The 25,304-nt window shown below is 63.3% G+C and carries 21 protein-coding genes and 1 pseudogene; 12 read left to right on the forward strand and 10 right to left on the reverse strand.

Annotated features, from left to right (window positions below; all coding sequences use genetic code 11):
* Nucleotides 1–15 precede the first annotated feature (15 nt).
* From LRA87_RS15935 to LRA87_RS15975, 9 genes are all read left to right on the forward strand, one after another.
* Nucleotides 16–5,145: a phage tail length tape measure family protein gene (locus tag LRA87_RS15935; protein ID WP_230781571.1), complete on the forward strand. Its 5,130-nt coding sequence runs from the start codon at nt 16–18 to the stop codon at nt 5,143–5,145.
* Nucleotides 5,142–10,067, forward strand: coding sequence for a hypothetical protein (locus LRA87_RS15940; RefSeq protein ID WP_230781572.1), 4,926 nt, complete (start codon nt 5,142–5,144; stop codon nt 10,065–10,067). Before LRA87_RS15935 ends, LRA87_RS15940 begins: the two co-directional genes overlap by 4 nt.
* A 46-nt stretch (nt 10,068–10,113) precedes the next feature.
* A complete protein-coding gene (locus LRA87_RS15945) occupies nt 10,114–11,907 on the forward strand; it encodes a hypothetical protein (protein ID WP_230781573.1) in 1,794 nt (597 codons plus the stop codon).
* A gap of 61 nt (nt 11,908–11,968) precedes the next feature.
* On the forward strand, nt 11,969–12,235 hold the full coding sequence (locus tag LRA87_RS15950; RefSeq protein WP_230781574.1) for a hypothetical protein: 267 nt from the start codon (nt 11,969–11,971) through the stop codon (nt 12,233–12,235).
* Entirely contained in the window at nt 12,232–12,486 is a 255-nt protein-coding gene (locus tag LRA87_RS15955; protein WP_230781575.1) for a hypothetical protein, read from the forward strand. The genes LRA87_RS15950 and LRA87_RS15955 overlap by 4 nt, the downstream gene beginning before the upstream one ends.
* A 37-nt stretch (nt 12,487–12,523) precedes the next feature.
* Nucleotides 12,524–12,799: a DUF7940 domain-containing protein gene (locus tag LRA87_RS15960; RefSeq protein WP_230781576.1), complete on the forward strand. Its 276-nt coding sequence runs from the start codon at nt 12,524–12,526 to the stop codon at nt 12,797–12,799.
* Complete coding sequence (locus LRA87_RS15965; RefSeq protein ID WP_230781577.1) at nt 12,783–13,346, forward strand: lysozyme; 564 nt, start codon at nt 12,783–12,785, stop codon at nt 13,344–13,346. The genes LRA87_RS15960 and LRA87_RS15965 overlap by 17 nt, the downstream gene beginning before the upstream one ends.
* On the forward strand, nt 13,343–13,741 hold the full coding sequence (locus LRA87_RS15970) for a hypothetical protein (protein ID WP_230781578.1): 399 nt from the start codon (nt 13,343–13,345) through the stop codon (nt 13,739–13,741). Before LRA87_RS15965 ends, LRA87_RS15970 begins: the two co-directional genes overlap by 4 nt.
* Entirely contained in the window at nt 13,719–13,964 is a 246-nt protein-coding gene (locus tag LRA87_RS15975; RefSeq protein WP_230781579.1) for a hypothetical protein, read from the forward strand. The genes LRA87_RS15970 and LRA87_RS15975 overlap by 23 nt, the downstream gene beginning before the upstream one ends.
* On the opposite strand, the gene LRA87_RS15980 is transcribed toward LRA87_RS15975, so the two are convergent.
* Genes LRA87_RS15980 through LRA87_RS15990 form a run of 3 tightly spaced genes read right to left on the reverse strand, consistent with a single transcriptional unit; the run spans nt 13,961 to nt 14,720 of the window.
* Complete coding sequence (locus LRA87_RS15980; protein WP_230781580.1) at nt 13,961–14,236, reverse strand: hypothetical protein; 276 nt, start codon at nt 14,234–14,236, stop codon at nt 13,961–13,963. The genes LRA87_RS15975 and LRA87_RS15980 overlap by 4 nt on opposite strands.
* Nucleotides 14,233–14,490 (reverse strand): hypothetical protein, encoded by a 258-nt coding sequence (locus LRA87_RS15985; protein WP_230781581.1) that lies wholly within the window; start codon nt 14,488–14,490, stop codon nt 14,233–14,235. The genes LRA87_RS15980 and LRA87_RS15985 overlap by 4 nt, the downstream gene beginning before the upstream one ends.
* Nucleotides 14,484–14,720, reverse strand: coding sequence for a hypothetical protein (locus tag LRA87_RS15990; protein WP_230781582.1), 237 nt, complete (start codon nt 14,718–14,720; stop codon nt 14,484–14,486). Before LRA87_RS15990 ends, LRA87_RS15985 begins: the two co-directional genes overlap by 7 nt.
* 221 nt (nt 14,721–14,941) lie before the next feature.
* Here LRA87_RS15990 and LRA87_RS15995 point away from each other — a divergent pair, with 221 nt between their 5' ends.
* The 3 genes from LRA87_RS15995 (at nt 14,942) to LRA87_RS16005 (ending at nt 17,569) form a co-directional block, all read left to right on the forward strand.
* Entirely contained in the window at nt 14,942–15,481 is a 540-nt protein-coding gene (locus LRA87_RS15995) for a hypothetical protein (RefSeq protein ID WP_230781583.1), read from the forward strand.
* Nucleotides 15,482–15,678: 197 nt separating this feature from the next.
* Nucleotides 15,679–16,503, forward strand: coding sequence for a DNA adenine methylase (locus LRA87_RS16000; RefSeq protein ID WP_230781584.1), 825 nt, complete (start codon nt 15,679–15,681; stop codon nt 16,501–16,503).
* A 211-nt stretch (nt 16,504–16,714) separates the two neighbouring features.
* Complete coding sequence (locus LRA87_RS16005) at nt 16,715–17,569, forward strand: hypothetical protein (RefSeq protein ID WP_230781585.1); 855 nt, start codon at nt 16,715–16,717, stop codon at nt 17,567–17,569.
* A gap of 243 nt (nt 17,570–17,812) precedes the next feature.
* Here the strand turns inward: LRA87_RS16005 and LRA87_RS16010 are convergent, their stop codons facing one another.
* From LRA87_RS16010 to LRA87_RS16040, 7 genes and pseudogenes are all read right to left on the reverse strand, one after another.
* Nucleotides 17,813–18,919 carry a hypothetical protein gene (locus LRA87_RS16010; protein WP_230781586.1) on the reverse strand — a complete coding sequence of 369 codons (1,107 nt, stop codon included), beginning with the start codon at nt 18,917–18,919 and terminating at the stop codon, nt 17,813–17,815.
* A 1,755-nt stretch (nt 18,920–20,674) separates the two neighbouring features.
* Entirely contained in the window at nt 20,675–21,082 is a 408-nt protein-coding gene (locus LRA87_RS16015) for a lysozyme inhibitor LprI family protein (protein ID WP_230781587.1), read from the reverse strand.
* Nucleotides 21,083–21,104: 22 nt separating this feature from the next.
* Nucleotides 21,105–21,722, reverse strand: a complete 618-nt coding sequence (locus LRA87_RS16020; RefSeq protein ID WP_230781588.1) for a hypothetical protein — start codon at nt 21,720–21,722, stop codon at nt 21,105–21,107.
* Nucleotides 21,723–22,632: 910 nt separating this feature from the next.
* The gene (locus LRA87_RS16025) at nt 22,633–22,902 is read right to left on the reverse strand and encodes a hypothetical protein (RefSeq protein WP_230781589.1); all 270 of its coding nucleotides are present in this window, start codon (nt 22,900–22,902) and stop codon (nt 22,633–22,635) included.
* A 280-nt stretch (nt 22,903–23,182) separates the two neighbouring features.
* Nucleotides 23,183–23,572, reverse strand: a complete 390-nt coding sequence (locus tag LRA87_RS16030; protein ID WP_230781590.1) for an MAPEG family protein — start codon at nt 23,570–23,572, stop codon at nt 23,183–23,185.
* Between the two features lie 67 nt (nt 23,573–23,639).
* Complete coding sequence (locus LRA87_RS16035) at nt 23,640–24,641, reverse strand: inorganic phosphate transporter (RefSeq protein WP_230781591.1); 1,002 nt, start codon at nt 24,639–24,641, stop codon at nt 23,640–23,642.
* A 3-nt stretch (nt 24,642–24,644) separates the two neighbouring features.
* A pseudogene (locus tag LRA87_RS16040) lies at nt 24,645–25,301 on the reverse strand (DUF47 domain-containing protein); the annotation flags it as partial.
* Between the last annotated feature and the right edge of the window lie 3 nt (nt 25,302–25,304).

Here is a 25,304-nt window from a genome sequence, read left to right on the forward strand (position 1 = left end):
CGAGGGGGTGCCGCCATGTTCGACGATGACGACGGTGCTGGCCTAGGTGTCGATTTCACCATCGATCCGACCGATTCCTTTAGTCAGGTGGCGCAGTTGCTGGCTGTGATGGACTCGGCAGAGGGTAAAATCCTCGCCAACGCCAATCGGATCGAAGGCGGCACGTCGGGCATGGTCAAGCTGGCCGGTGCCAGCAAGAGCGTATCGGCTTTCGCCGATGCAGCCGCGCGTGACCTGACGGCCGTCGGCTCGGCTATGGCAGGCGCGGGCGTTGCGGCCGACGCGCTCGCACAAAAGGTCGGCCGCACCGCCGGCATGTCTATCCTCGGCCCCTCCGCATCGCGTGAGGCGGCCGCCACGACCCGCGAGATCAACCGGACGGAGAAAGAGGTCGACAAGCTGGTTGCGGCGATGATCCGCGAGGCCGCCGCAGCAGGGAAAACCCGCGAAGAGTTGCGCGACATGAAGGTCGAGGCGCTTGCCCTGAAAGCGACCGAACTGGGCGTGGGCGGCCTTGCCGACGATTTGCTTTCAGCCGCACGGACCCTTTCTGCGGCGAAGTCGAGCCTAGCAGAAGACAGGATGGCTGCCGATATGGCGGCCGCTGCCACGGCGGCCCGCGAACAGGCGAGCGCGCTCGACTTGGTCAACGCCCAGCTGATGGAGCGCGCTCGCTTGCAGGCGGCGCTCGATCGCACCAACGGGCAGGATCGGCCCCGTGCGACGGATGCAGGTGCGTCGTTTAGCGCCCTTGCCGCAAAGGCTGCCGAGGATGAGGCCCGCGCGACCAGCCTCGCCGCGGCTGCCGCGCGCCAGCATGCCGACGAACATGCCCGGCTCGCGGCCATGGTGCAGGCGTCCCACGCCGCGCAGGTGGCAGATGTCGCGTCGCTGGAGCGGCTGCGCGCATCGACCGATCCGCTGTATGCCGCGACCAGTCGGTTGAATGCCGAGATCGCGGAGTCGACGCGCCTCTACAATGCCGGTGTCACGCCGCAGGCCGAGTATATCAGGCAGCAGGACGTGCTCGCCCAGCGAATGCGACAGACCGCCTCGGCGCATGACGAGGCCGAACGGTCAAGCAAGCGTGCTGGTCACACCATGCAGCAGCTATCGTTTCAGGTGAACGACGTCGCCACCATGGCCATGTCGGGCGCATCGCCGATGCAGATTTTCGGCACCCAGATCGGCCAGATTGTTCAGGTCGCGCAGGGCGCAGAGGGCGGCATGAAAGGCTTCGCGCGTCAGATCGGCGGCCTCGTCGTGGCTGGCTTGCCGTTGATCGCCATGGCGTCCGTTGCCGGCGTTGCCTTCTACCGCTGGAACAAGGAACTCGAAAAGACCGCGAACATGAAGAAGTACGCGGAGGGTCTCGGCCTGACCAAAAAAGAAATGAAGGAGCTAAAGGACGTCAGCATCACTGCGGGTGACGTCATGGGCGGCATCTGGAAGACGCTCAACGACCGGCTCGAAACCAAGGGCAAGGGCAAGAAGCTGGTCGATTACTTGTTCGGTCCGAACGATGCTCAGCAGGTCGCCGGGTTCGTTGCTGAGATCTACGGGTACTTCGTCGGGGGCTACAAGGGCATCGTAGAGGTATGGGGTCTGCTGCCTGCGGCGATCGGCGACGTCGTCAGCCGGTCGGCCAAGTCCACCGTCGTGGCGATCGAGGCGATGATCAATGGCGCGATCGACCGCGTCAATGCACTGGCGAAGGGCGCCAACGCGCTGATCGGCACCGATCTGTTCGGCCAGATCGACCGGGTCAAGATCGATACGCCGGGCATCGACGCTGCGGTCGCCGCCTATGCCGGCGCGGGCCAGAAAGCTGGCGCGGCCTTCGGGAAGAATGTCGCTGCCGAGACCAAGGCCGCACGGGCGTGGATGAAGGGCATCGGTGATGACATCGAGAAGAACATCATCGGCAGTGCTGAAAAGCGGTTGAAGAAGCAGCGCGACAAGATCGTCGAGGAACGGACCGACAAGAAAGACAAGCCTGATCGGCACGCCGAGGCGCTCGCGCGCGATGCGCAGGCGATCGAGGCGCAAATCCGCAACCTCTACGCCCTCGCAGACGCCTATGGCGTGTCGGGCGCCGCGGCGCTCGTCGCGGAAGCGCGGGTCAAGGCCGAGAGCCGGGCCATCAAGCAACGTGGCGACGTCGAGGCGGCCGTGTCTCGCGAGGTGCAGCTGGCTATCGCCGAGCGGGTATCTGACGCTGCCAAGGCGACCGCCAGCGTGCGGGATCAGGCGGCTGCTCAGGAGCGGGTCAACGCGATGGTCGCTGCCGGGTTGGTGCCTGCCGAGCGGGCATCGCAGATCGTGCAGGATCAGATCGCCGATCTCCCGCTGCTCGCCGCGATTGAGGCGGCGCAGCAGCGTGGGCTGGTTGACGGGGCGACGCGCGCCACCAAGGCGCTGGCTGACCAGCGTGCCGAGCGCGAGCGGCTCGCCGTTGCCGAAGAACGCCGCCAGTTCGACACGGACATGACCAGCGGCTCCAACCGCCTGGCCGAACTCCGCGAGGAACTGCGCCTGATCGGCGCCACTGATGCCGAGCGGGTGCATGCCCTCGCCACCATCCGGGCGACGCAGGATGCCGAGGCCAAGTTCCGCGATCCGGCCTTGCGGCAGCGTTACATCGAGCAGCAGGTGCAGATCGCCGACGAAACCGAGCGGACCGCTGCGGCCACCCGCGACCTTAACGATGCGCTGACCTTCAACGCCGATCGCTGGGACCTGATCGCGCAGAACGTTTCGTCGGCCGCCAGCGGCATGGCCGACGCCTTCGGCGACGCCGGCCGGGCTCTTGGCGATATGACGTCGATCTTCGCCGACTATCGCGCGCAGCAGGAGCGCGCTCGCGTGACCCATGAGGCGGCGATGAAGGCGGCTACGTCACAGGCGGGCCGGGACCGAGAGAATGCCCGGTTTGCACTCGTATCGTCGGGTGCGCAGGTTGCAGCGTTCGGTGACATGGCATCAGCGGCCAAGGGGTTCTTCAAGGAAGGATCGTCGGGCTACCAGATGCTGGCTGGTGCCGAAAAGGCGTTCCGGCTGGTGCAATTCGCGCTTTCCGCCCGCGCCATTGCTACCGACGCGATCGAGACTGGCAGCAAAATCGCCAACAGCGTCGCGCGCACCGCGGCCGGCGCGACCGAAGCGGTTGTCAATGCGATCAAGAGCCTGCCGTTCCCGCTCAACCTCGCGGCAGGTGCTGCCACCGTGGCCGCGCTGGCTTCGATCGGCGTCAGCATCGCGGGCGGATTTGGATCTAGCAAGAACACGCTGCCCACGTCGAACACAGGGACCGGCACCGTCTTGGGCGACGCCGACGCAAAGAGCGAAAGCCTCAAGCGGTCGATCGACCAGCTGCGCGACGTCGACACCGTGACCAGCGTGTTTGCCCGTGAAATGGCCGGCTCGCTGCGATCGATCGATAACCAGATCGGGGGATTGGCATCGGTGTTGGTGCGATCGGGCAATATCGACGCCTCGGCCGGGGTCACCGAAGGCTTCAAGACGAACGCTGTCGGGTCGGTGTTGAAGGCGATCGTGCCGGTGTTCGGTGGGGCGCTCGCCTCGCTGTTCGGCACCAAGACCACTGTCGTTGGCAGTGGTCTGTATGCCGGCGCTCAGTCGGTTGGCGATATCATGTCCGGCGGCTTCGACGCGTCGACCTATTCTGACGTCCAGAAGAAGAAGAAGCTGTTCGGCATTACGACCAGCACCAAATATTCCACGCAATACGCCAATGCGGATGTCGGTCTCGAAAACCAATTTGCCCTCATCCTGCGCAGCTTTGCAACATCGATCGCTCAGGCGGCCGATCCATTGGGCGAGGCGACCGCCGCAGTTCAAGCGCGGCTGAACGGCTTCGTCGTCAACATCGGCAAGATCGACCTCCAAGGCCTCACGGGAACGCAGATTCAGGAGAAGCTGGAGGCGGTGTTCGGAGCGGCGGCCGATGGTATGGCCGAGGCGGCGTTTCCCGGCATCTCGCGGTTTCAAAAGGCGGGCGAGGGTGCGTTCGAGACGCTGGTGCGTGTGGCCTCCACGCTGGAGGCAGTGTCGACGTCGCTCGATCTGCTCGGCGACAGCGCGCAGGCGATGTCGATCGACGCTAAGCTTGGGCTGGCCGACCAGTTCGACAGCGTCGGCGATCTGACCAGCGCCGTCGATGCCTATTTCACCAGCTACTACACCAAGGCCGAGCAGTCGGCCGCGCAGGCTGCCCAGATGCAGCGTGTGTTCGCGAGCGTGGGTTTGGTCATGCCCGGCACATTGGCGAGCTTCCGGCAGCTGGTCGAGGCGCAGGACCTCACCACGACCTCCGGGCAGGCCACTTACGCGACGTTACTCCAGCTGGCGCCTGCATTCGCCAGCCTGCAATCCGCCCTGTCCGGTGCCAAGAGCGCAGCCGATGTCGCAGCCGAGCGGCAGGATTTGGAGAGGCAGCTGCTCGAATTGCGCGGCGATACCGCTGCCCTCCGCGCGCTGGAACTCGCCAAGCTCGACGCCGGCAACCGTGGCCTTCAGGAGCAAATCTATGCGGTGCAGGACGCGCAGGCGGCCGCTGCGGCCGCGAAGGAACTGGCCGACGCTTGGTCTAGTGCTGGCGACAGCATCCTTGACGAGGTGAAGCGTATTCGTGGGCTGACCGACGCGGGCGGGGGGAACAGTCTCGCCTCGCTGATGGGTCAGTTCAACGCTGCCAATGCGGCCGCGCGTGGTGGTGATCTGGACGCGGCCAAGAGCCTGCCAGCACTCAGTCAAGCGTTGCTCAAGGCCGCGGCCGACGTGGCGACCAGCCGGCAGGAACTGGCCCGCGTGCAGGCGCAGACGGCCGCGGCGCTAGAAGCAACCTATGGCGTCGTCGGGGCCGTCACCAAGACGGCACCGGTATCTACGACGGCCATGGTCCTCGATACGGCCAGCACTAAAGCCGTCGTTCCGGCTCCCACCGCCGCGGCTGACACGGTGGACCGCATTCGCGAGTTGACGGACAAGATCGAACAACTGCGTCTCGACAACAATGCCGGCCATGCCGCTACGGCCGGGAACACCGGCCGAACTGCACGGCGGCTTGAGGATGTCACCGCAGCGAGCGGTGGCGAGGCCATTGCCGTAGCGAGTGCCGCATGAGGGTTGTTCTCGACGACGGTTCGGCCGTCGACCTCGGCATCACCGAAACGTCGCCGACGGTCGGGATCGTCGACTATAGCCGGCGGGTCACCGACGACTTCGGGGTGACCACGGTGGTCGAGCGCGGCTTTGCCCGGCGCATGTCGGTGCGGCTAGGCGTTCCGTTCGACCGCGTCGATGTGCTTCAGGCCGGACTCGCCGATCTGCGCGCCACCCCTGCGATGTGGGTCGCCGACGACCGGTTCGCGAGCCTGTCGTTCCGCGGGTTCTACAAGGATTTCGCGGTTGATCTGGCGGTGCCGCCGCTCGCCTATTGCACGCTGACGGTCGAGGGGCTGGCGGATGGCGAGGCCTTCGTTGATCCGGGCCTTGATCCCGCGCCGGAAGGCCTGCCGTCTACGCTCCAGCTGTTGCAGCCGATCGACGTATCGGACGCGGTGCTGGCCGCCAGCAACGTTGACGAAGCCGATCATCCCGCCTGGGTGAGCGGCATCAGCTATGCTGCCGGCGCGCGAGTCATCCTCGCAACCACGCACCGTGTCTACGAGAGCATGATTGCCGGTAATCTCGGCAACGATCCGGCCGCGGCGTCGGGTAAGTGGCTGGACGTGGCGCCTACCAATCGTTGGGCGATGTTTGATCAGGCCCTCGGGTCGGTGACCCGATCGGCCGGCTCGATCGACGTGACACTCAACGCAGGTGCCAGCACGGGCTTGGCGCTGCTCGATGTCGTCGGCGCGGCCGTGCGAGTTCGCTGCGGCAGCTACGATCGGACGATGGCTGTTGCCGGTGGCGCGCTGACGTTCCTCGACTTGCCCGGTAGCGGCGCCGCGATCCGGGTAACGATCACCGGCGCAGGCGGTGTATCTGTGGGTACGCTGCTGGCCGGCCGCCTTGTATCGCTCGGCATCACAGAGGCCTCGCCCACGGCCGGGATCACCGACTACAGCCGTAAGGAGGTTGATGACTTCGGCGAGGTGACGATCGTCCAGCGGGCGTTCGCCAAGCGCATGTCAGCCAAGGCGCTGATCGCCACGTCCTCGCTCGATGTCGTTGCGAACCGGATTGCGGCAGTGCGAGCGCGGCCGTCGCTCTGGATCGGGCAGACAGGTCTGGATTGCCTGACCATCTACGGCTTTTTCAAAGATTTCTCGATCGAGGTGGGCGAGACGGTCAGCAAGCTGGCTCTCTCGATCGAAGGGCTCAGCGTCGCAGCAAAGGTCGCGCCGCTCGGCGCCGGGGTGAATTGGGGTGATATCGCTGATCCCGACGGCACCAAGCCGGCGAACAATGCGGACGTGACGGGTGATAATATCGCCAAGGACACGAACGCTGTTGGTGGTCGGCCGGCGCAACAGATCGTCGCGGCCACTGACAAGATCGTGTCGATCGAGGCGCGGTTCGACCCGATCACCACCGACATATCCGCTCTGAAGGATGCCCGCGTCGACGCTGATGCGGCGATCGACGCGCTGGTCGATCGGGTGGCGCCGGCCGAAGCGGAGATCTCGGCTCTGAAGCTGGCCGAGCAGCGGCTGACGCCAGCGCTGGAAGCGCTCGACGGTGTCGTCGCCGATCAGGCCGCCGCCCAGCGCGGAGCCGATGAGGCGGTCGGACGGATCGAAGAGGCACTGCTGCGCACCTTGCTGGAGAGCGCCCGCATCCGCGACGTGCTGCGCGATGCCGGCATCGTCGTCGATTCGGCATCAGGTCGGGTTAGCATCACAGCCATCGACCAGGTGAAGGATCGCACCTCCACTGTCGAGCAGACGCTCGACGCCGTGAAGGGCGTCGTGTCGACGAAGGCCAGCGTCAACTACGTCAACGAGCAGCTCGCCCTGGCGGTGCTCAACCCGGAGCAGGTCGCGCAGCTCGAACCCATTCTGGTGCGCCTCACGCAGGCCGAAAGCGAGATTGACGGCTTCAACGCTGCGGTAGCGCTGAAGGCCTCGGTTGCCGAACTTACCGCCCTGACGACGCGCACCCGCGCTACCGAGATCGACGTAAACGCGATGAAGGGGCAGATCGCGCTGAAGGCGAATGCCGACATCGTCGACCAGATCGGCCTGCGCACCAGCCAGATCGAGCAGACGTTGACGTCGCTGCCGGACACCGCCGGCTTCGTCGTATCCGTCCAGCAGGCACGCGCCGTTGCTGAGGACACGGCAGACGCGCTGCTGCGGACCTTGGCGGCCGGCGAAGACGCCGCCCGTTATCAGGTGACGCAGATCGCCCAAGCACGGCAGGAACTGTCAACGCGGATGGTCGACGGCTTCTCGGCCGAGGCCTTGGCGCGCACCGCGCTGTCGGTGCGGATCGACCAGACCACGGCGACGGTGCTCGCCGAATCGCAGGCCAGCATCACCCGCGACAATGCCATGACGCGGCGCATCGATGCGCAGGGTGTGACGCTGGGCGACCAGTCCGCCGCGATAGGCCGCCTCGAGATCGCATCGATTGGCGCGGCCGGTGGGATCGCGTCGACACAGATGACGATCCGGCAGGTCATCGGCGCGGCGGACGATAGTGACGAGGCCATGTTGCGCGCGCTGGCGAACGGCGAGCAGGCAGCGCAGACGCGCGCGATGCAGCTGGTGCAGATCCAGACCGACTTCACGACCACGCTGGTCGCGGATCGGGCGGCATCGGCCGCTGCCAGTCAGGCGATCCTTGCCCGCATGGGCGCAGCCGAGGCGGCGATCGTCACCACGTCCAAGGTACTGGCGGATACGACGGGCGCCTACGGCGATCGGCTGAACGCGCTGGAGGTCGGCTTTGCCAACCCGATCACCGGCTTGGCGGCGACCCGCGTCCGGATCAACGCCGTCGAGCGTACCAGCGCCGAGGCGGACGAGGCGATTGGCGAACGGATCGACACCGTTGCGGCGGTGGTCAACGATGCGGTGACCGGGCTGCCGGCGACGCGGGCCGCACTGGTGGCGGGGCTGAAGGCTGCGGCCGATCGGGACGCCGCGTTCGTCGACCAGTTTGAACAGATCACTGCCGAGCTGAGCGACCCGAACACCGGCCTTGCCGCAACGCTGGCGACCGTCGTCAGCAATCGCCGGGCGTCGGTTGCCGCCGACGAAGCCCTGACCGAGCGTGTCGATGCGCAGGGCGTGGCGCTGGACGATCAGGCCGCGTCGATCGGCCGGCTAGACATCGCGTCGATCGCCGCAGGCCGGGGGATCGCAGCCACGCAGATGACGATCCGGCAGGTGGTCAGCGCCGACGAGGACGATGCCGAGGCGCTGCTGCGCACGCTCGCAGCCGGAGAAGTGTCGAACCAGACGCGCGCGGCGCAGCTGGTGCAGATACAGACCGAGTTCTCGACCACCCTCGTCGCCGGGCAGCTGTCCGAGGCCATCGCGCGGCAGGCGCTGCTCGCTCGCATCGGCTCGGCCGAGGCGGCGATCGTCACCACGTCGAAGGTGGTTGCTGATGCGCAGCGAGCTTTCACCAGCCGGCAAGATGCGCTGGAAGCGGCCTTCAACGATGCGGCGACGGGCTTGCGCGCCACCAGCGCCCGGATCGTGGCGCTAGCGGAACTGACGGCCGAGCAGAACCGCGTAGTCGTCCAGCGCCTCGACGTGATGGATGCGCGGCTGCTCGATCCGACCACGGGCGCGCCGGTGACCGGTGCCAGCATCGCGGCCGACCGGAAGGCCGCGGCCGACGCGAACGGCGCCACGGCGCGCGACCTCGGGCAGCTGACAGCGAAGGTGAACGATCCCGCCACCGGCCTGGCCAAAACCCGTGCCGAACTGACCTCGCTGGGTGAAGCGGTGGCGAGCGACCGGGAAGCCAGCGCGCAATCCCTGACGGAGGTGCGGGCTACCATAACGACCAAGGCCGTCGAGGTTGCGACCGCGGCCGAGCAAAGCCGGGCAGCTGGCGAGGAGCGCCTTCAGGCGGGCCTCGACAGTAACGGTCGGGCGATCGTCGCCGGCGACAGCCTCAATGCGCAGGGCATCGCTGATGCGAACGCCGCGCGGGAGGCCGGCGACAGCGCCAACAACCAGCGCATCTTCGATGTCGACGCGCGCGTCACCGACCTTGTCCGGGTGCAGGCGAACGACAACGAAGCACGGGCGGAGGCAATCCGGCAGGTGGCCGCACGCCTCAACGGCAACGGGGTGACGATCGAGGAGAAGATCGAGGCGATCGTCGAGGCAACCGGCAAGATCACCGGCACCCGTACGATGGCGATCGACATCAACGGCAACCTGTCCGGTTACAAGCTGATCGGATCGGAAGAAGGGCCGGGTAGCCTCAACCTCATCAACACCGACCTCAAGATGGGGACCGGCCGCATCATCTTCCGTGCCGGCGCCTACGAGAAGCGGGGCGGTGCTATCTTCGGCGCGAACAACGACCTTGCCGAGTGGTTCGGTCTTGCCACGATACCGCTGGGGCAGGAGACGATCGCCAACAGCCGCTGGGCGCAGGCGGCCGATGGTCAGTCATACATCGGCGGTGCCAATATCGAGGCGTCGGTGAGCGGCCCCAACCGGATCAAGCAGGTGGTGCTGAACGGCTCGACGTCGAGCAGCGGCAACGCGACCACGACGATTACGACCGTGTCCGCCGGTTTCCCACCGAACGGCAGGTTCCGGATCACGGGTCGGATCACCAGCGCGGCCGCAACCAACGGTGGCGGTGGCGTCGCCGGCACGTGGCGGCTCGCGTTCTTCGTCAACTACGGCTCAGGCCCGCAGCTGATCGCGGAAGCTCCGTGCTCGGTCGACCCGGCCACCGGCGCGATCGAGGATGGCGTGCTCGCCTTGTCCGGTCAGCTGTTCCCCAACCCGGGCACGGGCCTCGGCAACATCATCGTCACCAGCACCCGCACCGGGCCGCCGAGCAGCGGCATTTCGTCCGACTGGACCGGCTCGGCAATCTTCGAATGGGTCAACGCCTGACCGCCTGACCGCCTGACGCGCATGCGTCTTCTACTGGAGCAAGAATATGGCATGGTATCGCAACGGCACGGTTGCGGTGACGAATGGCTCTGCCACCGTCACCGGCGCCGGCACCGACTTTGTCTCGAACGTGAAGATCGGCGAGATCTTCGTCGGACCGGATCGTGGGTCGTACGAGGTCGCGGCGATCGTATCGGCCACCCAGCTGACGCTTGCCGAGCCGTATCAGGGGCCGGGCGGTGGCGGGCAAGGCTACAAGATTGCGCCGACGGCGAGCTTCGCGCGCGATCTCGCGCTGGCGTTCTCGGGCTTCAAGAACACCTTTGGCGGCATCCTCGATACGATCGGGCAAGGTATGTTCTCCGATGGAACGTCAGCCACACCGGGCATGCGCTTCGCCAGTGACCAGGATACGGGGTTCGCAAAGACGGGAAGCAATACGCTTGCAGTGGTCACCGGTGGCGTTGAACGCGCCATATTCGACGGCTCGGGAAATGCCACGTTCCAGAACACTAAAGGCATTTCTGTATTAGGCAGCCCTAATGAAGTCCTCACGATGTGGGACGGTCAATTCGGACCGCGATTGGCTACGGCTGGCACGTTCCGCGTCACGAAGCCTGACGGTACGACTGAAATGTTCCGGGTCGATGGAAGCCAAGGGTTCATCGGCGTCGGCACCGCGACTCCCGCGACCAGTTTTCACATCTCTCGTCCCAGCGCGAACGTGCTGACGATCCAGAACACGGCAACGACGGACCGGAACACTCAGGTCTATTTCTCCGGGCGGACGGGCATCGGATGGCGCGTTGGTGTCGACATCCTCGGCGTTGATGAGGACGCGTTTGGCATCTTCAAGGATGGCACCGGTCCGATGCTAAAGCTGGACACGACGGGTAGCATGATCGTGGGGGTGAGTAACGCCCCATGCCACACGATCGCTCGTGGTCAGGGTGATGGCGTCCCCGTCCTCAATGTGTCGGGTCTGACCGCTGGCAGCGCGTTTTTCTATAGTGGCGGAGGACAGCAAGGTTCGGCCGCTGCTTGCGCAGCAAAGGTAGCGTCCAGTGCTGTCACCGGCCGATCGATCAACGCGGGCGGGACCATAAATGCCAGCGGCGCCGACTATGCCGAGTACATGCTCAAGTCGAACGGCTGCGGCCATATCGCCAAGGGCGATGTTTGCGGCGTTGATGCCGATGGCAGGCTGACGAAAAGTTGGGCGGCGGCAAAGAGTTTCGTCGTGAAGTCGACCGATCCCGCATACGTCGGCGGTGACAGCTGGGCGGATCATCTGCCACCGAAGCCCGAAGCACCCGGCGCAGCACCGGTCGCACCAGTCGCGCCGATCGCGCCCGCTTCCCTGCCTCCCGAGCCGGTCCTTACTCCGCGTGAGGACGGCGAGGACGACGAAAGCTTCACGGCGCGGGCCGCCGTGTTCTTCGCTGCCAGCGCCGCGCAGGACGCACTGATGAGCGAGCACGCCGCCTATAACGATGCCGTGGCGGCATTCCCCGGCCTCCTCGCCGCGCACGGGGAAGCACACGCGGGATGGGAGGCGGCGAAGGCGGCATACGAGGTCGACCTGCCGGCATGGGAAGCCGATCTGGAAAAGGCCCGTCAGTGCGTCGACCGCATCGCCTTCGCCGGGCAGGTGCCAGTCAACATCGCCGGTGACTTTGCGGTAGGCGACTACCTGATCGCCACGAACACCGCTGACGGCGGCATAACCATGTGGGCGATAGCGGAGGCGGACATCACCTTCGACCAGTACCGACGCCGCCTCGGCAAGGTGTGGGCGATCCGCGAGGGTCGGCCGTGGGTTGACGTGCAGCACGGCTGAGGATCAGGACCATGGGTAAGAACATCTGCGCGGCCGGCTCGGCCGCGGGGTGTGGTCACGCGTGACCGCGCCGGTCAATCCCCCGCCTTGGTGGGCGCCGTTCGTGCCGGTAATCTCGCTCATCATCGTCATTGCAGGCGTCGTGCAGATGAGCGGGGGCTATCTCGCCACACTGAAGGATCACACCAAGCGCATCGATCAGCTGGAGGCGGACGCACGCACCGATGCGAAAACCCGCACCGAAATGCTTCAGCAGCTTGATCTACGCCTCGCCCGTATCGAGGTGAAGCTGGAGATGATGGCAGAGCCGAAGGGCAAGGCGCCATGATCGACGGTGGGATGATCGTCATGCTGATCGGCGCGCTGGTGCTGGCGATCGCCCCGGCCGAGCGGCTGCTCGCCAACCGTCGATGGGTTCGGACGGAATTTATCGAACCGGCTCTGCGCCGCGCCTTTCCGCCGCCTCCACCGAAACAGGATCTGGAGCGATTGGTGATCAGCGCGGAATCGTCCGTGGAGAGCGCCAAGCTGCGCCGGCAGCAGGCGCGGCAATTCTTCTGGGCCCGCCGGGGCCACTGACCGCGGGCGGCCGGTAGCCGCCATAACAGGAGACATCATGAAACTGATCGACGGTTGGCGCCAGTCATGGCGCCTCTGGTCCGTTCGCTTGTCCGCGATCGGGGCCGTGCTGATGGGGTGGGCTGCGCTCACTCCTGATGCCTTGTTGCAGGCGTGGAATGCGTTGCCGGACGATGTGCAGGCACTCGTGCCCGAACAGGTCGGCAAGTCGATCCCCTTCCTGCTGTTCCTCGCAGCGCTGGTCGCGCGGCTTATCCCTCAGCCGAAGGTGGCTGCGAAGGTGCAGGAGGCGTTCGATGGCAACGCCCAGTAAGAAGCCGGCGAAGAAGACGCTGGCCGGCGTGATCGGCTCGGTCGTCGCGGCGGCCGCGCTGTTCGTGCTCGTGCCGAAAGAGGAAAGCGGGCGCACGGTGCAGGCCACGGTGCAGGCGGATCAGTCGATCGCAATCCAGCATGTCGCCGGCAAGCAGTACCTCGATGCCTATCTCGACATCGTGAAGGTGCCGACCGCCTGCGACGGCATCACCAGAGGCGTGAGAATGGGGATGCGGTTTACCCCGACCCAGTGCAACGCCATGCTGGAAGAGGAACTGATCGCGCATGCCGAGCCGATCATCCGCTGCATTCCGACAATCCACGGCCGCCCCGACCAGCTGATCGCGGCGGTTTCGCTGTCCTACAACATCGGCGCTGCCGGCGTGTGCAAGTCGAGCATCGCCCGGCTGTGGAACGCAAGGCAGTGGCGGGCAGGCTGCGACCGCTTCCCGCTCTTCAACAAGGCCGGCGGCCGCGTTGTGCAGGGTCTGGTCAACCGCCGCGCGCGTGAGCGGGCGATCTGCGTGCGGGCGCTTGCCGCATGACCCGCGCACGGATCATCACCGGATTGCTGATCGTGCTGGCGATCGTCGCGGCGTTCTATGCTACCAGACGCGCCGGCCGCCGCGCCGGCCGCGCCGATGTGACCGCCGCTGCCGAGCACGATCGAGGTGAGCGGATCGTCGAAGCCCGATCCGATGAGCGGCAGGCGGCCGTCGTCTCCGAATCCATCAGCCGGCGCGTCAGCCGTGCCGATGCTCTCTCCACCGCGGCCGTTGCCGCGACCATCAAGGATTTGCGCGATGCGATCGACACTGTTCCGCCTGCTGCTGCCGGTGATCCTCTGCCTGCCGCTCCTGTCGAGCGCATGCGCGACACGCTCAACGCCGACATCGCTCGCGCGAATCGAGCGGCCGATGCTGCCGACGCTCTCCCCTGATCTGACGCGGGTTGAACGACTGAAGCCGATCACCGGCAAGCTGTCGGGCGAGTTGGTGGCGGTCGACCGCGGCTGGCTGGCCGAGGTGCTCGATCGTCTGGTGGAGGCGATCGGGGCGGTGGAGCGTGGCAACGTTCGGGCTGGAGGTGTGAAGCAGGAGCGCCGTTGTGTGGCGGTCGTACTGGCTACCGGTGCCGTCCCGCTGGGCTGTACCGGCGGCTAGGCTTTGCTGCGTCTAACCAGTTCGGGATGAGGATGAGGCTCATCAATGTCCCACTTGCCGTGCGTCGGACCATGGACAGGACCGACCATGTCGGGCTGCAGCATGACCGTCTCGCTCTCCGGCGCCCCCATGATACGACGGACCAGTTCGTCGGTGACGCTGTTGCGGACGCTCTCGACGTTCAGACTTAGGGCGCGTTTCTCGTATGGCTTCAGCACCGACAGAGCGACCCAGATGTTGGTTCGAAGCTGCTCGCGCGTGACGCGTCTCACGACTGGTGCGCCCAGAGGTCGCGGATACCAAGTTGCCGTTCGGTCAGTCCAAAGTAGTCGGCAAGGCGCCGGTGTTCGTCCGGCCGCAGTGCCACAGGTACACCATGGGTGACGAACCGACGGAGATAGCTGGGTGGTCGATCTAGCATCCGGGATAGCGCGGCGTAGCTGTCCCTGCTCGCGTCGATCACCGTAGCCAGCGCCTCGCGTGGATCGGGGTTCCCCAGCCGTGGCTTGGCAGTGCCCCTCAGCACGACGCCAGCCATGCGCTCTCCGCGTCTTCCAGCGCCTCCCAGTCGTCGCCGCTGGCGCGGCTGCCCTGAAGCCATTTGCGGGCGTCCTCAACGGTTCCTGCGCGTGGGAAGCTGCGGTCACGAGACGCACTGGTGGCGAGATCGCCGACGAACCCGCCGCGCCCGGTCTGTTGGATAAGCCACTTCCCGAACGGGGTCGGTTCATCGGCATAGCGATCAGGCATGTTCATGCGGGTGTCTCCGGAGAATCGAGGTGCTCCGGTTATATAGATGTTCCGCGTATGTTCTCAACGGAGAAGCGTGTCCGCTTGCCGGCGCCGATGTCGCGTCGCCGGAGCGGATAACCGAATTTCCCGATGCAATTGATTGTCCGCCTCACGCTCAGCGAATGATGATTGAAGTCAGGCGGTCGCTAGGCTGTCCTGTCAGTGATTCGCATGCAGGGGGTGTTATGAAGCGTTTGATCAGTGCGTTGCTCATGTTGGCCGCTCCGGCTGCCGCTAGGGATTGGCCCGACGCAGGTGGCTTTGAGATACATGAAGGTGACGAGTTTTGTTATCTTTGGTCAGAGTACCAAGGACCGGGAGAAAGCGTACTAAGTCTAGCATTGCGCAGGGATAAAGGCGTGATGCTCATGGTTTTGAACGACGGCTGGTCTGCTGTTGAAGGAAAAGAATACAAGGATTTATCGTTTAGGCTCGATGGCGTTAGCTACGATGGTGGATTAGCAAAAGGAACTGCTAACGCAGGGAAGCGCGGATTCATTCAGCCGATGAATGAGGACTTTCTGCCGCACTTTGTCAGATCGACTTACCTGCACGTCTACAAAGGCGAAAAGCTAATCGATCGGTTAACACTCGAAGGTAGCGCGGCGGCGGTGTCCGCAGTCCAGCGCTGTCTAGCCCACGTTGATGGCTTGAGACGCGGAGAGGAACGAGAGCGAAAGCGATACGAAGATATCGAAAAAGACCCCTTCGCAAACAGTCAGTAGACGCCAACTCTTAGGGCAGGTGGTTTCAGCCTGCCTGCAACATTCCATTCGAACACGTCCGCCGGCTGATGGCCGAGCGGGGGTGCCGTGCTGTAACACGGCAACCGACGGACTGGAGATCCGTCACGCGCGGCTGGCCTAGCCGCTTACGCCCCGCACCTGCGCAACAGGCGGGGCTCCTTTGCGAGCAAACATCAATGGAGTCGAATCTAAGCTATGTGCGGCCGGTAAGTCCGGTCGCGCCGTACATCGGTGGCAAGCGCAATCTGTCAGCCCGGCTCTGCGATCTAATCAGCGAGACACCGCACCGCACCTATGTTGAGCCGTTCGTGGGTATGGGGGGAGTTTTCTTGCGCCGTCCGCGACGACCTGCCGTAGAGGTTATGAACGATATCTCGGGGGACGTTGCCTGTCTCTACCGCATCCTCCAGCGTCATTATCAGGCGTTCATGGACGTGCTGAAGTGGCAAATAACGAGCCGCGCCGAGTTCGAGCGCCTGATCAAGGTAGAGCCGACGACCTTGACCGACTTGGAGCGGGCGGCCAGATTCTTGTACCTTCAGCGTCTCGCATTCGGAGGCAAGGTTCACGGCCGGAGTTTTGGGGTAAGTCGGGATGCGCCGGCACGTTTCGACGTAATGAAGCTGGCGCCTATGTTGGAGGACGTTCACGAACGCCTCGCGGGAGTGGTGATCGAGCGCCTGTCATACGCCGATGTCATCACGCGCTATGATGGCCCCGACACGCTGTTCTACCTCGATCCGCCCTACTGGGACTGCGAAGGCGATTACGGTCCGGGCGTTTTCGCGAGATCTGACTTCGAGCGCCTCGCGCAGCAGCTGGCGGCGATCGAGGGTCACTTCATCCTGTCGATCAACGACACGCCAGGAGCGCGTGACACGTTCGCCGCGTTCGAGATTGAGCACGTCGACGTGACCTACACGATCGCGTCCGGTGCGGCGCAGTTGGCGGGCGAGTTGATCATCCGCGACTATGTGCCACGGCCCTATCGGCTCATCTAACGGCTCCGGTGTTGCTCCGGTGAAAATCGCTGCGTTTCCCCGTTTGTTCACGGTATTTCGGGGGTTCGCAGATGGAGAAAGTGACGGCTTTCCGCGTCATTCATAGATAGGCCGTGTGTTGACATCACATGGCTTTCGCCGACGGCAACCGGTGCTCGCATTGCACCTTCGACAAACAGCCTTTATCGGTCGGTAGAAATGGAGGGCCGACATGCTGAAGGTTGATGGCACTTATCTGTATAAGCTGGGCGGCCAGCTAAACGCCATCAGTTCGCTGGCCGCCGCGGATACCCCTCGCATTCAGTTGATGTTCGATCTCGTTACGGCCCGAGGGACCTTAAGCGACTTCGTGTACCGAAGCATCTTTAGTTCGGCTCTTAGATCGCTTATTCAGCCGGCAACGAATATGATCGCAACTTTATTGCGGATCGCACCTGATTTTGGCGAGCATGTCGACTACAACGAGGTTATACCATCTTGGCAAATATCCGGTCTAAAGACCGAGTTTTCCCAATTTGAAGCGATCCTAAAGGCCATTCTGCAAACCGCAGACTTATACTACGTGTCGCAGAAGGGTGGCTTTGATACGGCAATACTAACGGAGAGTGGCGAAACCCTCTTTCCATCAGCGTTGAAGGAGAAGGTGCCCGAGGCTGTCCCCGATATCCGGTCAGCAGCGAGATGCCTTGCGTTCGAACTTCCCACGGCGGCAGCGTTCCATTTTCATAGAGCTAATGAATCAGTCCTGCGTCGTTATTTCGACCAAGTTGCCGGGGCCGATAGTCGCCCTGCTTCCAGAAACATGGGCGACTACATCAATATCATGAAAACCAAGGGAGTGGGCGATCAGCGCATTCTTGAAGTGTTGAAGGGGCTGAAGGATCTGCATCGAAACCCCTTGATGCATCCTGACGACAGCATCGATACTATAGACGAGGCGCTAAGTCTCTATGCTGCGGTGCGCGCGGCGATCGGATACATGGTGGATCGTATCACCACCGATCCGCAACCAGTGATGGCCCCACTGCCGCTGGAAATACCGTCGGCAAACCCACGGCTGAGGTGACAGCAGATGAGCTAGTGCGGCTAGGTAGCGTCCTGTGCCGCATCACTGTCGGCGGCGGCAAACGCTTCGGCTTAGACTCGTGCCCTAAGAAACGTACGCTTGTGGCGCGTTCCCTTCACTCGCTCCCCCCGCCGTCGCACGGAGCGGCTCGAACCGTCGCAAAGGGGGGGGGTATGTCCGCTGATGGACGATTATTGCGCTTCGCAAGTAGCGTGGGATGAGGAAGGGCACCCCACGCCATGATCAAGAGGCTTTCGGGTTCCGCGGTCGTCGTGACTTGGGTGGTACGTCCCGTTCGGTTTCAGTCTCTGAAGGCTTGCTCATTCTTAGTAGCTCTGCTGCGCGGCGAAGCTCTTCGGGGGTAAAGTCAGTGTGGTCAACACGGTTCTGAGTGCTTTCGTGCCCCTGCGTGTCTTGTCTTATCGTGGCGCTGGGATTTGACCTTGTATCTGAGGGTCCCGTAAGCAATTTTTGCTCCGGCTTCATGAGAAGCTGCGGAGCAAGAGATTCCGATTGGTTCATCTCTGGAATGTATGCACCACTGTCTACAAACTTCTCTACAGATCCGAGAATGTTGTGCCGTAGCCTGCCTAGCCGTTCCGCGTCCTGAGGCGCATCCGCTTCCATTGAGCGGAGTCTTTCGAGGATAGGTAGGGCCTCGGCAACCAATGCTAAGTTGCGAGCAGCTTTATTTTGCTGATGAAATGTTATTGTGTTGTAAATAACGAGTAGTGTTTCGCGGACCTCTTTGATGATCGCATCCACGCCCAGGAACTCGAAGGCCTTCTCACTTCCGGAATCCATGCTCACGACAGCAATAGATCCGGTTTTTATATTCAGAACATCTGCTATAGACGAATAAAGTATTGAAATTGATTGAAGCACTTGCACTAGACGATCTGGTGATGACTGAAGGTCACCATCCTCATCTGTCAAGATTACAGTTTGTTTTTCGAGGCCGGTCAACTTTGCTGATACCGCTGACCCCGTCGGGGCGACATCGTCAAACTCCCGCTTCAGGAGTTTCGCCACTCGCGGAAGAAATGCTGTCGCGTTATTAATCGAAGAGAATAGATCGTAGAATGAAGAGGCTTCGAACGAAGTAATCGCTGCTTGCCAGAAATCGATGCTCCTCGCGCTATCTAGTCCTAATATTTCAACAACCTCATCCTCTGCCGAAGAATATGCTGTCGTCCGTTGGATGTAATCCAATACAATTCCCAGTGGTATTTGGAAGCCTTTTTCGTTTCCTCGTGACTGGACGGCGCCGCGGACCAAGTCCGCGATTTCAGTCTCTCGGAGATCGGCTAAAACTCGATCAATCGCTCTGATCAATACTTCGCGCCGCATTCATCCTCCTGTCCATAATCTACCACCGTCGCGGACGGCGGACCTGGCGCATACTCGGACCAATGTCTTATTGTGTCGAGGGGCAAGCCTGCGCTAGCTGGGCAAAAAAACCTCGCTTAGGAGGGCAGAGAAGTATGGCGGCTCGTGACCGAGGGGGGCGATTTGGCAATCAGACGCGCGCCTTCAGGAATGTACGTTTTCGACGTGTTTCCTTCACTCGCTCCCCGCTTCCTCCTACGGAGCGGCTCGAACCTTCGTAGGGGAGGGGGCTATGTCCGAAGTTGGTGGATAGCGGACAGGCCGCTTCTGAACAAAAGGACGTGTAGCAGATCATTCCTGCATGTTATCTGGACATGTGCGGTCTACATCAGTTGGGCAGAGAATAGGCGCTCCGCTCGGGGCCTTCGATTTTCTGCACGGAGATTGTAAAATGATTGCTAGCCTTATCATTCTTTCTGTCACAGCGATAGACGCGAAAGTAATCGCAAGGTTCGATGATCCCGCCGCGGCTCGTGAAGGTATAATAGCTGAGCAGATTGTGCGCCCAGCAACGATCGAAGCGAATGCGTTTGCCAACGCCCTGGTAGAAGCGGAGAGGCTAACCTCATGGAGTTCTCAGGACCCAACAAGCTCGGACCCCGGTGGTCGTTTGGAATGGCGAGCGCGACATGCCGCGGACGGTCGAGAAGTTGTGGTATATTTTGCGCCAGACAAGCGGTCGGTGTGCAAAATCCGTAGGCAACGAGGAGGTTTGTCCGAAGCCCACTGGCGAGCGATCCGATGGTGCGCCGCATCGCTTGGCATCAGGCTCCCTACAGAGCGCCAACCGCCAGTCAAAGCCGATTGACATCGAACGATGGGCTTGGCCCCTGTGGCTGAATGGCCGATTTTGGGCGTAAGCGGACGCTCCGCTCTTAGACGCGAGCCTTCAGGAATGTACGCTTATGGCGTGTTCCCTTCACCCGCTCCACGGTTCCTCCTGCGGAGCGGCTCGGACCTTCGTAGGGGAGGGGGCTATGTTCGAGTTGGGTGGTTAGCTGCCTCTCCCGTGCAACCTTGGATCGACGCGCGAAGCGATCGGTAGCGGGTAGCTTTCTAGAACCTGCGCCGATCCGATCGGAGTAGCCGAGGTGTAGTAAACAACCCAACGATCACCCCGTTGAGGCATGGCGGTTCCATCGTCGCAAGCCGCGCTTCCCCAGCCACGATCGAAAACGACCAATTCTGGCGACCCGTCACTGACGATCATTCTTTCCACCTTCGCCATGACCCGCCAAGGTTTCTGATAATTGGCGTTAAGCCGCTGTAGCTTCTGAATAACCGGATTGGAGAGGTGGCGAGCATCGATTACTGTCATCAACGCTATCCGAAGGTCGGCCCGCGCTGCATAAACGTCTTTAATTCGCTGCTCTGGTGATCTGAATACTCGGCAGGCCTGTGCCGGCAGTGCAAACCCGAGAGCCGCTACCGCAGCACACAACGTCAATGTCTTTTGACACTTCATTCGACGAACCTAGCATGGAATTAAACGTCCGCAATTGGGCGCTTAATGCCGTTCCGGCCGGTTAGTGTAGCCATATCGCACCTGCTCTGGTCGAGATCGCCTGCGACCCGATCCCGTCGCGCATCATCTGGCTCGTCATCCACGCAGACGTGCGGCGTGCCCCCGCCGTGCGCGCCGCGACCGATCACCTGATCGCCACCTTCGAGGCGCATCCCGCATTCTAGCGGGAGCGTGTCGGCGCTACGATCGGGTCATCGATAGCGTTCCAGCCACATCGTCCGCGCAACGGTCTGCCGCAGGAGGCAGGAGGATTGTTCGAGATCCGACGCCTGGCCGCCCCCCGCGTCGCTCCACGCGCGCTGGCATGTCCGGTCCCGCTCGCGGATCCATGCACGTTGGCCGGTACGCAGCGTGGTGCGTCGAGACGCGGACAGGTGCGGCATGACCATCCGGTATGCTTGGTTGAGCCGCGCATCCTGTTGCGCATGCTCTTCCTGCGTGCACTGAATCAGGTCCGGCATCACGCCGTCGGCGGCTTTCACGCAGGCATCATAGGCAGCGCTCAAGCGGCGTTCCTGGGCGGGGGTCCATCCCTGCGCGCTCAGCATCGCTGGCACAGTCAGCGTAGCCAACGCGGCAGTCAGGATGAGCATCTTCATCGTCTCTCTCCTTGCGGTTCGCCTATGCCCCGTCGCTGTCCAGCAGCGTCAGCAGCGTCGTTCCCTCGGCGCGGATATCATCCAGTTGCCAGCTGCCGTCACCGCGCGGCGACCAGGCCGATGTCAGCCTGCGTGGTCCGGCGGCATTCTCAATACGATGTGTCACCTCGATCCCGCTGGCCGTGCGGCGGGATGTGCTGCCCAGTATTCGTACGGGGAGAGGCTCCTGTCCGCCGGTCAGGAAATCATGATCGTAGTTTCCCACCTCGCCTCGGGCCTCGACCCGCCGAAGTGCCACGAGCAGGTCCGGCGACAGCGGCAACGTTTTGATCCCGTCGTTCCCGCTCGCGGACACTTGGATCGCCGCCTTCATCGCAGCGCGCGGATCGGTAACCACGGGCAGGGTGGATGCGGCGGTAGTCGGGATCGCCGAGTTAGCCGGCTCCTGTCCGGGCGTAGCTTCGCCGGTCCAGTTCGCCAGAGCATCTACTGCCCTGAAATCGGGATTTTCGGCACGCTGCGCGATAACGGCCCGGTTCGCTTGCTCATCCGCCGCGGTCGTCGCCGAATTGCCGTCCGAAGAGGCGCTACCGCAGCCCGTCAACAGAGCGCTTCCGGCCAGAACGATTGTCCATCGCATGATCCGTCTCCTTGTCCTGAATATCAGGTTCGGCAGATTACGAGAAACTGAATGGCGATCTTGCGGCTATCGGTTCGATGTCATTGCAAGTCATTCGGCACACCTGACGGCTCGCTACCCGATCTGATGTAGCAGGGGACGTGAACGTATTCTTTCAACCGGTACGCGGGGTTCGTGTAGTTACGATTGAGCGCCTCACTAAGCCCAGTACGCTGTTGTCCACAGCATTCTGTGCAGGAATGTGTAGCAATATCGAACCTGTTGCGATGCGGGCTGCCGCTATGGCTCGCCTGAACGGCGATATTTGGTGGAAAGCGGACTGGTCGCTATTTCAATCGACGGCCTACGGGTAAGGCGGCTCCGAGCGTCACAAGGCCACAGAGTAGCGAGGCAATTGCGCTGCCTCCGACTATCGACAAGCCCACCTGCCCGTCACCGGAAGTCTCGGTGAACAAGTACCAGCGCGTCAGGAGCGCCTTGGAGACAAAGAAGGCGGCGGGAACCGTAACGGCTGCAAGCAGAGCAGCAAGAGAAATGCGTTTCCACATCATACGGCGGTCATGCACGCTTCATCAGGCCTCCGCAAATGGACGACACCGGACCCATGAGCGGGACTCGAACCCGCCAAACGCTACGATCGCTCGCTGCGCCCGCTCCGACAGCGTCAAGACCGCGACCAACTTACCGGATTAACGGATGTCTGCAAACAGGAAGCGTGATGTCGGCTGGGAATGGCAAGAATTGGGCGTGGCCCGACACGCCGCCTTCACGCCCGCGCCTTCAGGGATATAGGCCGGACGCGTATTTCCTCTGGCGTTTCGCACGCGAAAAAGGGCACCCAGGTCGCCCCGGATGCCCTTCAATCTAGGTGCTTGGGAGCGCCTGGGACGGTCCCTAGACGCTGCCGGAATCAGATACCATTCTTAAGATTGGTGTCGGCGTCGTTCGTGCGCAGATCGTCCGCCTGGTTCTGGCCGGTCGCGCGAACGGCGTCGGCGGTGTTCTCGAGAGCGGCTTCGGCAGCTGCGTTGCTGGTGTTGTCCGCAGCGTCTTCGAGGTTGTCGGCAACGGCCTCGGAGTTCGCTTCCACGTTGTCGGCAGCCTGCTCGCGCGGGCTGGTGTTGCAGGCGGCGAGCGAGAGCAGGCCCGTGGCGGCCGCGAACAGAACGATCTTCTTCATCTTGGAACAACCCTTGTTATGGTGTTGTGGCGATACACGACACCAGCACGAATTCAATGCCTATGCGGTTGGTGGAGTATCGACGTGAACGGGTCCGGCGGCAGCAAGCACTTACCGGCTCCTGTAAGTCATTGATTTACAACGACCCGATCCACCGGCCTGAGTGCAACGGACACCGAAAGCACATGACGGCCCGGCTCCATGGCAGACGCATGGGGTAGAGCAGGGGGCGCCATGTCCGGTCTCAGGAGCGTACGTCTGTACCCGCGCCACGATCTGCTCAGAAGAAACGGACCAGCATCAACAACATTCCCAGGATCGACGCGAGCCAGGCAAGGCTGCGGAGATAGCGCACGCCGAACAGGTAGAGCGGGATGTAGGCGAGGCGGGCGGCGAACCAGAGGATCGCGCCGGCCGCGCCGCTGCCGCCGGTCTGCCCGGTCATGGCGAGCGCGAGCGTCAGCGCGATGAACGCCGGATAGGTTTCCTGAAAGTTCGCCAGCGCGCGGGCGGCCCGGCCGGCGAGCGTGCCGAGCGGTTGTGCGGCGCCGTCGCGCGGACCGGCGTTCCAGTCGAGGCCGCGATCGCGGGTGGCGGTCTGCCCCTGGATCATGACATGCGCGAACAGCAGGACGGTCGATGCGCCGAGCAGGGTCAGTTCGATAGGCATGATGGCGGCTTTCCTGTCGTAACGGACCGAACGAGGAAGCCGCGCACAGGCTCCCTCGTCCCGATCGTCAGGCGGACAGCAGCGCCGCCAGTTCGTAGAACGCCGCACCGATCAGTCCGGCGGCGGGGAGCGTGACCACCCAGGCGACGACGATCCGGCTGGCGATGTTCCAGCGGACGGCGCTGAGCCGGCGGGCGGAGCCGACGCCGACGATCGCGCCGGTGATGGTGTGCGTCGAGGACACGGGAATGCCGCCCATCGTCGCCATGAACAGCGTGATCGCGCCGCCCGTCTCGGCGCAGAAGCCCTGCGCCGGGGTGAGGCGGGTGATCTTCGACCCCATGGTGTGGACGATCTTCCATCCGCCCGACATCGTGCCGAGCGCCATCGCCGCCTGGCAGGAGAGCACGACCCAGAAGGGTACGTGGAATTCGCCGCCGAGCATGCCCTGCGAATAGAGCAGGACGGTGATGATCCCCATCGTCTTCTGCGCGTCGTTGCCGCCGTGGCCCAGGCTGTAGAGCGCGGCGGAGACGAGCTGGAGCTTGCGGAAGCGCTTGTCGACGCCCATTGGCGTCAGCTTCAGCGAACTCCACGCGACGACGAGAACAAGCACCAAAGCGAGGATCAGGCCGACGGTCGGCGACACAAAGATGCCGGCCACGGTGTTGCGGACGCCAGTCCAGACGACTGCGGAAAAGCCGACCTTGGAGATGCCGGCACCGAGGAGGCCCCCGATCAGCGCATGGCTCGAACTTGACGGGATGCCGTAGCGCCAAGTGATGACGTTCCAGGCGATTGCACCCATCAAGGCGCCGAAGATGACCTGAGGATCGATCACCTGCGCATCGACGATGCCCTTGCCAACGGTGTTGGCGACATGCAGGCCGAACACCGCAAACGCTATGAAGTTGAAGAAGGCGGCCCAGAGCACTGCGTGGTGCGGCTTCAGGACGCGGGTGGACACCACCGTCGCGATCGAATTGGCGGCGTCGTGCAGGCCGTTCAGAAAATCGAACAGCAGCGCCACGCCGATCAGCGCGACCAGCAGCGTGAAGGAGATGGTCATGGCCTAGGCGTGATCGATCACGAGACCCTGGATCTCGTTGGCGATGTCCTCGAACCGGTCGGCCGTCCGCTCCAGATGGCTGTAGATTTCGCGCTCGACGATGAAGCGCATCGGATTGTCGGTGCCGCACGCCTTGAACAGCGCCTTCAAGCCGCGGGCGTGATGCTCGTCCGCACGCCCCTCCAGCTTGACCAGCCGTTCGGTGAGGTCGTGCAGGCGCGCGGCATTCTGGTCGAGCTTGCGGAGGAGGGGGATCGCTTCCGCGGTAACGCGCGCCGCCTCGACGACCAGACCGACCATCTCGCGCATGTCGGGTGCGAACTCGGTCACCTCGTACAGGGCGATGGTGTTCGCGGTCTGGTTCATCTGGTCGATCGAATCGTCCATGACCCCGATCAGGTCGGTGATCGCCGACCGGTCGAACGGGGTCACGAACACGCGGCGCACGTCCTGCAGGACGTCGCGGGTGATATCGTCGGCCTCGTGCTCGCGATCCACGATCTCGGCGATGTGCTGCGCGATCGCGCCGTCGCCGCTGAACAGCTTCTGCAAGGCGTCGGCGCCCGCGACCAGCGTGGCGGCATGCGCCTCGAACTGTTCGAAGAAACGACCTTGCTTCGGCATCAGCGCCTGGAACCAGGCAACCATAAGGGACCTTTCAAT

The sequence above is a fragment of the Sphingomonas sp. Leaf37 genome (assembly GCF_920939475.1).
In the GTDB taxonomy this organism is placed as follows: domain Bacteria; phylum Pseudomonadota; class Alphaproteobacteria; order Sphingomonadales; family Sphingomonadaceae; genus Sphingomonas.